This is a genomic window from Mesorhizobium qingshengii (assembly GCF_027563465.1).
Lineage (GTDB): Bacteria > Pseudomonadota > Alphaproteobacteria > Rhizobiales > Rhizobiaceae > Mesorhizobium > Mesorhizobium qingshengii_A.
Genome location: NZ_JAPFQA010000004.1, coordinates 116,439 through 128,478, shown reverse-complemented (window position 1 = coordinate 128,478; position 12,040 = coordinate 116,439). Strand labels below are relative to the sequence as shown.

The 12,040-nt window shown below is 63.8% G+C and carries 10 protein-coding genes and 1 riboswitch; of the genes, 5 read left to right on the top strand and 5 right to left on the bottom strand.

The features are described from left to right. Nucleotides 1-8: 8 nt before the first annotated feature. Nucleotides 9-803, bottom strand: coding sequence for an Asp/Glu racemase (locus tag OOJ09_RS11875; RefSeq protein WP_269905396.1), 795 nt, complete (start codon nt 801-803; stop codon nt 9-11). Nucleotides 804-1,023: 220 nt separating this feature from the next. Between OOJ09_RS11875 and OOJ09_RS11870 the strand changes: the two genes are divergently transcribed. Further along, a complete protein-coding gene (locus tag OOJ09_RS11870; RefSeq protein WP_269905395.1) occupies nt 1,024-2,304 on the top strand; it encodes a D-amino acid dehydrogenase in 1,281 nt (426 codons plus the stop codon). An 8-nt stretch (nt 2,305-2,312) separates the two neighbouring features. After that, the gene (locus OOJ09_RS11865) at nt 2,313-3,041 is read left to right on the top strand and encodes a GntR family transcriptional regulator (RefSeq protein WP_269905394.1); all 729 of its coding nucleotides are present in this window, start codon (nt 2,313-2,315) and stop codon (nt 3,039-3,041) included. Nucleotides 3,042-3,092: 51 nt separating this feature from the next. Here the strand turns inward: OOJ09_RS11865 and OOJ09_RS11860 are convergent, their stop codons facing one another. Then, nucleotides 3,093-4,094, bottom strand: a complete 1,002-nt coding sequence (locus tag OOJ09_RS11860; RefSeq protein WP_269905393.1) for a hypothetical protein — start codon at nt 4,092-4,094, stop codon at nt 3,093-3,095. A 290-nt stretch (nt 4,095-4,384) separates the two neighbouring features. Continuing rightward, nucleotides 4,385-4,471: riboswitch (glycine riboswitch) on the top strand. Nucleotides 4,472-4,620: 149 nt separating this feature from the next. Between OOJ09_RS11860 and gcvT the strand changes: the two genes are divergently transcribed. From gcvT to gcvP, 3 genes are read left to right on the top strand one after another with little or no spacing between them, the layout of a single operon-like run. Continuing rightward, the gene (gcvT, locus tag OOJ09_RS11855) at nt 4,621-5,721 is read left to right on the top strand and encodes a glycine cleavage system aminomethyltransferase GcvT (protein ID WP_269905392.1); all 1,101 of its coding nucleotides are present in this window, start codon (nt 4,621-4,623) and stop codon (nt 5,719-5,721) included. 5 nt (nt 5,722-5,726) lie between these two features. Continuing rightward, the gene (gene gcvH / locus OOJ09_RS11850) at nt 5,727-6,095 is read left to right on the top strand and encodes a glycine cleavage system protein GcvH (RefSeq protein WP_256750460.1); all 369 of its coding nucleotides are present in this window, start codon (nt 5,727-5,729) and stop codon (nt 6,093-6,095) included. Between the two features lie 18 nt (nt 6,096-6,113). Next, nucleotides 6,114-8,924 carry an aminomethyl-transferring glycine dehydrogenase gene (gcvP, locus tag OOJ09_RS11845; RefSeq protein ID WP_269905391.1) on the top strand — a complete coding sequence of 937 codons (2,811 nt, stop codon included), beginning with the start codon at nt 6,114-6,116 and terminating at the stop codon, nt 8,922-8,924. 1 nt (nt 8,925) lies between these two features. Here gcvP and OOJ09_RS11840 read toward each other — a convergent pair whose 3' ends face one another. From OOJ09_RS11840 to OOJ09_RS11830, 3 genes are all read right to left on the bottom strand, one after another. Next, nucleotides 8,926-10,101: a GGDEF domain-containing protein gene (locus OOJ09_RS11840; RefSeq protein WP_269905390.1), complete on the bottom strand. Its 1,176-nt coding sequence runs from the start codon at nt 10,099-10,101 to the stop codon at nt 8,926-8,928. 167 nt (nt 10,102-10,268) lie between these two features. Next, nucleotides 10,269-10,739, bottom strand: coding sequence for a tetratricopeptide repeat protein (locus OOJ09_RS11835; RefSeq protein ID WP_269905389.1), 471 nt, complete (start codon nt 10,737-10,739; stop codon nt 10,269-10,271). Between the two features lie 337 nt (nt 10,740-11,076). After that, nucleotides 11,077-12,039 carry a type II secretion system F family protein gene (locus OOJ09_RS11830; RefSeq protein ID WP_269905388.1) on the bottom strand — a complete coding sequence of 321 codons (963 nt, stop codon included), beginning with the start codon at nt 12,037-12,039 and terminating at the stop codon, nt 11,077-11,079. Between the last annotated feature and the right edge of the window lies 1 nt (nt 12,040).

Here is a 12,040-nt window from a genome sequence, read left to right as displayed (position 1 = left end):
ACGGGGGCCTACAGCGGGCGGCGAAACAGTTCGCCCTTTCCGGCGATCTGTTCGGCGAAGCCGCCGAGCCGCAGCATGTGCCAGGCAAGTGCATGGTTGCTCGAGGTGACGGGTTTCTTCAGCTCCGACTCGACCTCCTCGATGATCCGGGCAACACGCATGCTGGTGCAGGAAACGAACACCGCCTCGCATTCGCTGGATGCACCGATCTCGAGAATGGCCTGCTTGACCGAAGCCGGCGTGATGCGTGCCACGACATTGTCGTCCGCTTCGTTGAAAGAGCCCATGACCGGGATGTCCATCCCCCGCGCCATCAGCGATGCGCGCAGCGAATGATTGATTTTCGCAAGGTAGGGCGTCAGCAGCGCGATCCGCGAGACGCCCAGAGCCTTCAGCGCGGCGCGCGCCGCCGTCACCGGGTTGGTCACCTGTACGCCTGGCAGCACCTCGTGAACCCGCGCGGCGACCTTGTCCTCGCCGATGACAAGCGCTCCCGACGTGCAGGCAAAGCCGATCACATCGAACTTGACGTCGGGCAAAAGGCCGACCGTGCCAGGGATCACCGCCGACATCTTCATCAGGTTCTCCGGCGTGATCTCGACGTCGCTGTAAAGCCGGGCCTCGTAGAGCGCCACGTCGCGCGCGGGCAGCGCGTAGCGGAATTCGTCCTCGATGGTCTGATCGGTCCGCAGGACCAGCAGACCGAGATTGGCGCGGGTGCCGATACCGTCATCGGTCTTGAATGGAATATGTTCCTTGTCGAGGACGAGAGTGTCTTCGGCGCGTGTAACCGGGGTGTCCAAATGCAGTCCCCTTTCCAGATGCCAATCGCAATTGTCGACAATAGAAAACGGCGACAATGTCGACGGTGTCAAGAGGCCCCTGAGGCTTGAAGAACCGAAAAACGTGCGGATTCCGGTCTGAACGGACCACTTACCGATCGCCAATGCATGCGCCGTTGACAACGATCGACGTCTTCCTATTGAATTGTCGACAATGAAACGACAGCCATTCGGGGCGGCGATGCGCGTAGTGATCTTGGGCGGGGGTGTTGTCGGGATAACCACCGCCTATCAGTTGCAAAAGGATGGCCACGCGGTCACCGTTCTCGAGCAGGCGCCGCAGGTGGCCGAGGGCGCGAGCTGGGCCAATGCCGGCATGATCGCGCCCGGCCATTCCTTCGTCTGGTCATCGCCAGCCGCGCCAAAAATCCTGCTGAAGTCGCTGTTCCTCAAAGACCAGGCGCTTCGCTTCAGGCTCTCCGCCGACCCGCATCTCTACACCTGGTCGCTGCGCTTCCTCATGCAATGCACGGCCGCCAAGGCGCGCCGCAACACCCTCCTGAAGCATCGCCTGGCGGTTCATTCCCAATCGGTCCTTCAGGCGGTCGTCAGGGAGGAAGGCCTGGAATACGACAGGACGTCGGCAGGCATCCTTTACTTCCATCGCAGCCGTCAGGCGCTCGACAAGGGCGTCGCCAACATGCGCCTGCTGGAAGCCGACGGCCAGGAGATCCGCATTGTCGACGCGCAGCAAATCGTTGACCGCGAGCCGGCACTTGCCTCGTCGCGCGACAGCATTGCCGGTGGTATTTTGTGTCCGACCGACGAAACCGGCGACGCCGCCAAGTTCACGCGCGCCCTGGCGGCCATCGTCGAGTCGAGGGGTGGCAAGATCCTGACGGGCACCAGGATCCTCGGCATCGAACGCAGCAACGGTGCGATCACCCGGGTGACCACCGATAAGGGTGAGGTCGTGGCCGACAGCTACGTCCTGTGTCTGGGCGCGGAGAGCCCGATCCTCGCCCGCAAGATCGGCCTTGGTCTGCCGATCTATCCGATCAAGGGATATTCGCTGACCATTCCCATCGTCGACCAGGACCTGGCTCCAAAGCTTCCCGTCATCGACGAGCACAACCTCGTTGCCATCACGCCCATGGGCGATCGCATCCGCGTTACCGCCACCGCGGAATTCGCCGGCTATGATCGCAGCCACAAGCCTTCGGATTTCGCCTTCATGAAACGCGTCACGCAGGAGCTGTTTCCACGCGGCATCGACTATGATCGCGCCGAGATGCGGGCGTGCCTCAGACCAATGACACCCGACAATCTGCCGGTCCTCGGCCAGCGGGGCATCCGGAACCTTTGGCTGAACACCGGCCATGGCCATATCGGTTGGACCATGGCGCATGGATCGGCCCGCATCGTCGCCGATCTGATCGCCGGGCGCGCCGCGCCAATAGCCCTCGACGGAATACTCCCCGCACAAGTGCGGTTCGCCGCGCCGAGCGCCGCAAAGGCTTGACCGACGCCATGCTCCGATCCACCAGGCAAGGCAGCCAGGACAACCGCGCGGCGTTGGCATCCAAGCCGATCAAGACCGGCCCGCGGGTCTATGCCGAGATCCGCCGGATGGCGATGGACTATCGCTTCAAGCCGAACGAACGCATCAACGAAGTTGAGCTTGCCGCCAGGCTGAATGTCAGCCGCAGCCCGATCCGCGAGGCCCTGCAGCGGCTGGTCACGGAGGGGCTCATCACCTTCCAGACCAATCGCGGCTTCTTTTGCCGCGGCTTCGATGTCGAGGAGGTCGTCAATCTCTCCGACGTGCGCATCGTGCTCGAGGAGCGTTCCGTCAGGTTGGCAATCCAGCGCGCCACAGATGAGGACCTCGCCGCGCTCGTCGACTGGTGGGCAAAAACCATGGCGCGCGCGGACGCGTTTTCCAGCGCCGAACTGACAGCCAGGGACGAAGAATTCCACATCCGCATCGCCAGGCTGTCAGGCAATTCCGAACTGGCGCGCATGCTCGAAGGCATCAACACGCGCATCCATTTCGTGCGCAAGATCGAAGTGGAAAAGCACCGGCGGCTGTCGACGACCTACACCGAACACGCCGACATCGCCCGCGCCATGGTCGCCCGCGATGCCGATCGGGCCGCCAGGCTCATGCATGACCACATCAGCATCAGTGTCGCCGATGCCATGTCGACTGTCAGGGAAGGACTGGCCCGGATCTACGTCGACGCTGACCAGATCTGATCAGGTAGCCAGGACTGGCCAGGTAGCCCAGGACAGGCAACCCAACACTTGTCAGGCAACCTTGTCGAGCAGTGGCTTCAGCGCCGGATGGATCTCCGGCGTGGCGTGCTTGATCAGCGTCAGCAGCGCGCGCTCGTTCTCGTACAAGGGCCTGTCGACGCCGATGTGCTCGATCAGCCATCCGGCTTCGCCGGCATCGATCGTCTCGGCACGACGGGCCAATGCCGCGGCCGCCCTGTTCTTGGCCTCCCATTCGGCCTCGATGTCGTCCGGGGACCGATAGGCCTCCATGAGGCCGGCAAATCCACCCGACATCATGCGGCTGAAGAAGCTGCCGATTTGCGGATCGGCCTGATCCAGGAAGGATTCTTGGCGCAGCGCGACATCGCGTGTCGGTGCTTCATAGCCGGCCGAGCACATGACGAAATTGGCGATCGCCTTGACGAACAGGTCATTCCAGGACGGATCGTTGTTGGCCTGGGCCGTCCGCTCGTTGATCCTGAACAACACATCGGCCTCGGCGCGGGTGATGGCAATGTTGCCGTCACCGCCATGGGCATGGAGGATGCGGCGCAGCAGCTCGACCTCCGCCTTGGCAATCAGTCCGGGAACCAACGCACCACCGAGCATCAGCGGCCCCTTGCCATCGATGACCGCGTGGACGACCTGCTCCAGCGCATAGACGCAAAGCCGGCCCGGCGACGACCGTGCTTCTTCCAGCACATGCACCAGCAATTCGAGTTCGGTGCGGCTGTCGACCATGCCGTCACGCGAGATCGTGCGGATCAGCCAGTCGGCATTGTCCTGCGAGATGTAGCCGGAAGGCTTTTCCTGGTGAACGATGTAGTCGGTAACCGCCTCGACGAAGAACTGCGGCCATTCCGGGCATTTCTCCCGCGCCGTGGCGTCGAGAGCGAACAGCGCCTCGGCCTCGCCGCGCGTCACCACGCCGTCTCTGAACACTTCGTGGCGCAACATGGCCACGTCTTCAGCGGCGATGCGGCTTTTCGAGGTCAGCCCCGCCACCGGCGCGCTCATGATCAATTCGCCCATTTGTCGTCCCCAGTTACCGGCAGAAACCGGCCCAAAGCCTCGCTTTTGCTGGTATATCAGGAGTGTCTTGAAAAACCGGCAAACGGCGTGGTTAGCGAAGACTTGCCGGCCAACGCATGTCGCCCAAAAAATGTCAGCGGTTTGGGAGAACGACATGCGCCAAAATCAAAGAGCTAAAGCGCATCGCCTGAATCCGTTTCAGCGCGATGCGCTTTAAATGTCGCTGGGAGGTGACAAGGTGTCGCCGACGGGCTATGGATGGCGCGTCGAGGGCTTGAGGTTTTGAGTCCTACCTGTTTGCGGGAGAGAGCAGCGAAAGCTGTCGCCGAAGGGGAAATCGCCCGAAATCTCTCAGGCAAAAGAACCGTAGACGGGAAAGACACTCTGGAAAGTCGGGGCTTGCCCCCGCGCCGAAGGTGTAAGCGCCGCTGACAGGGTTCCGGCTGCGCGAGTCTCTCAGGCTTCAGACAGAGGGGCACGGACTGGTCGCCATCAGCGGCCGATTGCGTGCGACTCTGGAGACGACATGACGGGCGACGACACCAAACACCTTCCCCTCGAAGATACCCATGTGGCCGCCGGTGCCCGCTTTGGCGCCTTTGCCGGCTGGTCGATGCCGCTGACCTATCCGGCCGGCGTCATGAAGGAGCATCTTCACACCCGCGAACATGCCGGCCTGTTCGACATCTCGCATATGAAGCTGTTCGAGGTCAGCGGACCGGGCGCGGCTTCGCTGCTCAACCGCGCCTGCCCGCTGGATTCCGGCGCGCTTGAAATCTCACAGTCCAAACTGACATTTTTCCTGAACGAAGCGGGCGGCATTCTCGACGATCTGATCGTGACCAGGCTCGGCGACGAGCGCTTCATGGTGGTCGCCAATGCCGGCAATGCCGTCGCGGACGAAAAGCATCTGCGTGAGCTTGCCAACGGTTTCGACGCCAGCGTCGAGCCGCTCGACCGCGTCTTCCTGGCCATCCAGGGGCCGGAAGCCTGGGCAGCCCTTTCCCGTGCCGGCATCGAGACCGGGGCGCTGCTGTTCATGCACGGTGTCGAGCCACGAAAGAACTGGTTCATGAGCCGGTCGGGCTATACCGGCGAGGACGGTTTCGAGATCGGCCTGCCGGAGGCCGATGCGCGCGGCCTTGTCGCGAAGCTCCTTGAAGATGAGCGCGTGATGTGGATCGGCCTTGCCGCTCGCGACAGCCTGCGGCTGGAAGCCGGGCTCTGCCTGCATGGCCAGGACATCACGCCGGAGACCGACCCGGCCGCTGCCGCGCTGATGTGGGCGATCCCGAAGGAGGTCCGCGCTTCCGGCGCTTTCATCGGCGCCGACGCCCTGCGTGCCAGCGTGGAACGAGGACCCGCGCAAAAGCGCGTCGGGCTGAAGCCGGACGGCCGCCAGCCAGTGCGCGCCGGTGCTGCGCTCTTCGATGGTGACGGCAAGCCCGCCGGCCATGTCACCTCAGGCGGCTTCGGCCCGTCGGCTGGCCATCCGGTCGCCATGGGTTATGTCGCGACACCACTGGCAAAGCCCGGAACACGGGTTTTCGCCGACGTGCGCGGCACGAAAATCCCTGTCGATATCAGCTCCCTGCCCTTCACACCGCATCGCTACCGCAAAGGATAATCTCCATGGCAACGACCTATTTCACCGAAGATCACGAGTGGCTCCGCGTCGAGGGCGGCGTCGCCACCGTCGGCATCACCGACTACGCGCAGGAACAGCTCGGCGACCTCGTCTTCGTCGAACTGCCGGAAACGGGAAGGAAGCTGTCCAAGGGCGATACCGCCGTCGTGGTCGAATCCGTCAAGGCGGCCTCCGATGTCTACGCGCCGGTCGATGGCGAAATCACCGAGGCCAACGGCAAGCTGTCCTCGGATCCGTCGCTGGTCAACTCGGCGGCGACTGGCGCCGGCTGGCTGTGGAAGATGAAGCTTGCCGACGAAAGCCAGCTCGCGGGCCTCATGGATGAGGCCGCCTACAAAGCCCATATCGGCTGATATCAGGACTTGGAAAAGATGACCGCAGCACCCTACCCCTTCTCGGCCCGCCACATCGGCCCGGGCCTCAATGACACCAGAGCGATGCTCGCCGCCATCGGCGTTCCCTCGGTCGAGACGCTGATCAGCCAGTCCGTGCCGAAGTCGATCCGGCTCGACCGGCCGCTTGCCTTGCCCGCACCGGCGAGCGAGGCGGAAGCGCTGGCCGAGCTTTCGGCGACGATGGCCAGGAATACGGTGCTGAAGAGCTTCATCGGCGCCGGCTATCACGGCGTCCATGTCCCGCCGGTCATCCAGCGCAACCTGTTCGAGAACCCGGCCTGGTACACGGCCTACACACCCTACCAGGCCGAGATCAGCCAGGGCCGGCTCGAAATGCTGTTCAACTTCCAGACGCTGGTGGCCGAACTGACCGGCTTGCCGGTGGCGTCGGCCTCGCTGCTTGATGAAGCGACAGCGGTCGCGGAAGCCGTCGGCATCGCGTTGCGCCACCATCGCGACAAGCGCACCAAGATAGCACTCGCCGGCACTCCCCATCCGCAGACGCTGGACGTGGTGCGTACTCGCGCCGAGCCGCTCGGCATCGAGATCGACGGCGAGACGATCGACGACAACACGGCCGCCCTGCTTGTCTCCTGGCCGGACACGTTTGGCGTCTATGGCGACCACAAGGCCGCGATCGAAAAAGCCCGTGCGGCCGGCGCGCTGGTCGTGTTCATCGCCGACCCATTCGGCCTGACGCTGACCGATGCCCCGGCAAAACTCGGCGCTGACATTGCTGTCGGCCCAATGCAGCGCTTTGGCGTGCCGATGGGCTTTGGCGGCCCGCACGCCGCCTACTGCGCCGTTTCCGACAAGCTGACGCGATTGATGCCCGGCCGCCTGGTCGGCCAATCCACCGACAGCAAGGGCCGTCCCGGCTACCGGCTTGCCCTGCAGACGCGCGAGCAGCATATCCGCCGCGACAAGGCGACCTCCAACATCTGCACCGCGCAAGCGCTGCTCGCCAACATGGCGACCGCTTACGCCATCTGGCACGGCCCCGCCGGTCTGCAGGCGATTGCCGGGCGCCTCCACGCGCTTGCCAACCGTCTGGCAAGCGGCCTCGAGGCGGCAGGCGTGTCGGTGCTGGGCGCCCGCCGTTTCGACACGGTGACGGTGGAAACGAAGGGCAAGGCCGCACAGATCGCGACGGCCGCCGAAAAGACCGGCCGCCTGCTGCGCGTCATCGACGCCGACCATGTCGGCATCAGCTTCGACGAGACCTCGACCGATGCCGATCTCGACGCGATCGCGGCGTTGTTCGGCGCCAAGGCTGGTCCCTCGGCCGGCAGCACCGTGCCTGGCAAACCGCGCGGCAAGGAGTTCCTGACCCAGCCTGTCTTCCATGAAAACAAGTCGGAAACCGACATGATGCGCTTCCTGCGCCGGCTCGCCGACAAGGACCTGGCGCTCGACCGCGCCATGATCCCGCTGGGATCCTGCACCATGAAACTTAACGCCGCCGCCGAGATGATGCCGGTGAGCTGGCCGAGCATCGCCAACCTGCATCCCTTCGCGCCGTCCGCGCATTCGGCCGGCTATCGCGCCATGATCGGCGAGTTGGAGGGCTGGTTGTCGGAGATCACCGGCTTCGATGCGGTCACCTTGCAGCCCAATGCCGGCAGCCAGGGCGAATATGCCGGCCTGCTCGCCATCCGCGGCTACCACCGCTCGCGCGGCGACAGTCACCGCACTGTCTGCCTGATCCCGTCCTCGGCGCATGGCACCAACCCGGCAAGTGCCGCGATGGCCGGCATGAGCGTCGTCGTCGTGCGCTGCACCGAAGACGGCAACATCGACATGGACGACATGAAGGCCAAGGCGGCCGAACATGCGCACAATCTCGCCGCGCTGATGTTCACCTATCCTTCGACGCATGGCGTGTTCGAGGAAGGCGCGCGCGACCTCTGCGCGCTGATCCATGAGCATGGCGGGCAGGTCTATTTCGACGGGGCCAACCTCAACGCGCTGGTCGGCCTGGCGCGGCCCGGCGACATCGGCGCCGATGTCTGCCACATGAACCTGCACAAGACCTTCTGCATCCCGCATGGCGGCGGCGGTCCCGGCATCGGCCCGATCGGCGTCAAGGCGCACCTGAAGCCGTATTTGCCCGGCCATGTCACCGAAGGCTCCGCGCATGCCGTCTCGGCGGCTCCGTTCGGCAGCGCCTCGATCCTGCCGATCACCTGGATGTACATCCGCATGATGGGCGCGTCCGGCCTCAAGCAAGCGACTGAAACGGCAATCCTTTCCGCCAATTATGTGGCAACGCGGCTCGGCGCGCATTTCCCCGTGCTCTACAAGGGCAGCCAGGGACGCGTCGCGCATGAGTGCATTCTCGACACCCGCGTGCTCAAGGACAGCGCCGGCATCAGCGTCGACGATGTGGCCAAGCGTCTGATCGACTATGGTTTCCATGCGCCGACCATGTCGTTCCCCGTCGCCGGCACGCTGATGGTGGAGCCGACCGAGTCCGAGCCGAAGCGGGAACTCGATCGCTTCTGCGAGGCAATGGTCGCCATATCGGGCGAAGCGGCAAAGGTCGCCAGGGGCGAATGGCCTTTGGCCGACAACCCGCTGGTCAACGCACCGCACACCGCCGCCGAGGCGCTGGCCGGACAGTGGACCCACCCCTATTCGCGCCTGGAAGCGGCCTATCCCGCCGGCGATGCCGACACCGCCGCGAAGTACTGGCCGCCGGTGTCGCGCATCGACAATGTCGCCGGCGACCGCAACCTGGTCTGCTCCTGCCCGCCGCTGTCGGATTATCTTGGGGCCGCGGAATAAGTCACGCGGAGCGCAAGGCCGGCTTGAGCGGTTCGGCCTTGCCCATCCTTTTCTGGCTGATGACACAATTTCGCCCGGCGCGCTTGGCGGCATAGAGCGCCGCGTCGGCCTCGGCCAGCACTTGATCGAGGCTGCTGCCGCTTGCCTCGCCAAAGCCGATGCCGCCGCTGACCGTGCTGCGCAACGGATCGTTCTGGGTGGCAACGATTTCGGTGCCGAAGGCAACGCCGATCTTGCTGGCGAGATCATACGCCCTGTCTTCGGTCATCCGCGACATGACGATGGCGAATTCCTCGCCGCCCAGGCGAAAGGCGTCGACGCCGGTCCTGGCATATTTCTTGATGACCGAGGCGAAGCGGCACAGGACCTGGTCCCCCACCGGGTGGCCATGGACATCGTTCGTCCTCTTGAAATGGTCGAGGTCAAACATGACGATGGACATGAATGGACCGAAAGTCCGCTCGCCATAGAGTGACTTCAACCCTCGACGGTTCATCAGCCCCGTCAACGGATCGGTCATGGTCTCGGCCTTCAGCTCGATCTGCGCCTGCAGATGGTGGAGCGACAGCGTCAATGCGCCGAGGCCGGTCATGCAGGCCACCGCCACGACAGTGTTCAGTCGTTCGGCCCAGTTGTCGGGCGCGGCCGCGAGCGTCCACTGCCCCTTGGCCAGCAGAACAACACCGCAAAGGGCAAACGATACCGCACAGGTGCCGCTCAGAAACGAAACCACCAGTAGGATCCGGCGATCATGGCTGCCGTTGATCCAGAACATGGCCCCGATCGCCGCCAGCAGCGCGGTCACCGTTGTGTAGGTGTTGATGAAGCCGACACCATCAAGGCCGAAGAAGGTCACCACCGCACAAACGGCCATGGCGGCAAGCGTCGGCGCAACGGCACGTCGGTAGCCGGGCACGCCGAGATACTGCATGGCCGAAAGGCACAGGATCAGGAACCCCAGACTGAGCAGCGCAAGCGCGATCTGGCAAAGCAGCGGATCAGGTTCCCTGGCGTACCGCCAGAACAGGATCACATGCGCGACGAGCACCAGAATGCCGCACGCCACCGTCAGGACGAAGCCTGCCTTGGGCGCGGCGAACCAGATCGCAAACATCGTGATGCTGAGGCAGGTGCCCGACAGCGCGGCTGCGAGCAAGAGCGAACTGAAGTCCAGCATGTTCGGAGAGGGCCCTTGAGCGTCGGCGGTTGCGCGCTGCATTCTAGGTCAGCGACGGCCCTCGGATATGGTTTTCCGCTGATCTTTCGGCCCGACCTGCGGAGAGGGTTTACAAAGTGTCGATGCCATGTGTCCCGAAACCGGACCGGCTGCCGCGAGGTACCAGATCAACCCTTGTTCAGCAGAGCAAGGTTGGCGTTGACGACCGTGGGATCGGCCATGCCGGCTTTCGCTTCGAGCAGCAGCACCTTGGCCTTCTTCTTGTTGCCGCGCAGCAGTTGCGAATAGCCCATGTTGTTGACGATCTGCGGCTTGCGGCCGGCGACTTTCAAAAGCTGGCTGTAAGCGCGGTCGGCGAAGTCGAAACGGCCGAGCTCGTCATAGGACGCGGCCAGCCCCATCCAGGCCTCTGCGTTGTCGGCCTTCAACTCGACGGCCTTGCGGAAGTGCTGTTCGGCAAGACCGTAATTGGCGTCGCGAAACTGCGCCTTGCCTTGCGCCAGATCGGAGGTGTCGATGTCCTTTGCCGCCGGCTGAATGGCCGTGGTCTTGGTCTTGTCGATGGTGCTGGTCGAACAGCCGGTTACCATAAGAATGGCCGCGATCGCGGCCGCCGCCGTGAAAGTTGTATGACGCATGCCCCTGCCCCGTCGCCCGATTTGCCGGGTCGTTTCTTCAGGAATTACGATACAGAAGAGCGATTAAACTTCGGTGCCGAAATGCACCTAAGATTTGGTTTCCGGCACACCAGCCATTAACCACCAGGCACAGACCGCAAGGCTTCCCAGTCCCAGAGGAACCGCTGCGGCAAGGGTGCGAACGGCGTTCTCACGGCCCAGGACCTTGAGCGCCGCCGGATCGGGATGGCGGCTGCTATCATAACGCAGCGCCGCTCTCTCGACGCTTGTTTGCTGACCTTGCAAATCCCGATGTACCGCTGCCTGCAGGCCGGCCTCATCTGAATTTCAATACATCCTAATGCGAGGTCATCCTGACGATGATCGGGATGATCGCGATCATCAGCACCACCGGCAGGATGCACAACGTCACAGGCACCGACATCTTGGCTGGCAAGGCATGCGCCTTTTCCTCGGCCAGCGACATGCGCTTGTGGCGCATTTCGTCGGAAAAGACGCGCAGCGCCCCCGACAGGCTGGTGCCGAGCTCCTTCGACTGCTGCAACAACGTGGCGAAGGAGCGAACCTCGTCCAGGCTGAGGCGATCGCCGAGCGCCTTCAGCGCATCATCGAGGCTGCGCCCAGCCCTCAGCTCCAGCGACACCAGCTGCAGGTTCTGGCTGAGCGCCGGATAGGTCTTGGCGAGTTCCTTCGAGACGCGCTCGATGCCGGCCTCCATGCTCATGCCCGCATCCGAGCAGACGATCATCAGGTCCATGAAATCGGGAAAGCCGTTGCGGTATTCGCGCCTCTTTTCCCGCACCTGCTGGCTCAGCACCAGGCCCGGCAGGAAATAGCCGGCCGCGCCCGACAGGATGACGAATGTCCAACGGCTGGCCATTGTCGCGTCTGGACTGGCCATCCACTGGTTGAGCCCAAAGACACCGATCGCCGTGCCGATCATCGCCGAGAACCGGACAAGGAAAAACATGCCGACAGCGCGCGGTTCCATGTAGCCCGCCTGGATGAGCTTCATGCGCAGCCGAGCGACATTTTCCGGGTCGCTCCTGGCATAGAATTCCTGTGCCTTCTTGACTGCCTTCTCGCGCACCACGCCGGCATTCTTCTTCTGCACCGGCTCGGGCTTCGCGGCCGCGGGACCGTCGTCGACCTTGAGCCGGCGCCTGACCTCGTTGCGGTCGCCCTTCGCCGCCACCATCGGCCAGGCAACGGCGATAGCGCCCGCGGCCAGCAGCATGATGGCCACCGGCATCAGCGAGGTCGGTGCAAGCGAGGCGAGGAATTCGACGAAGCCCTGCATG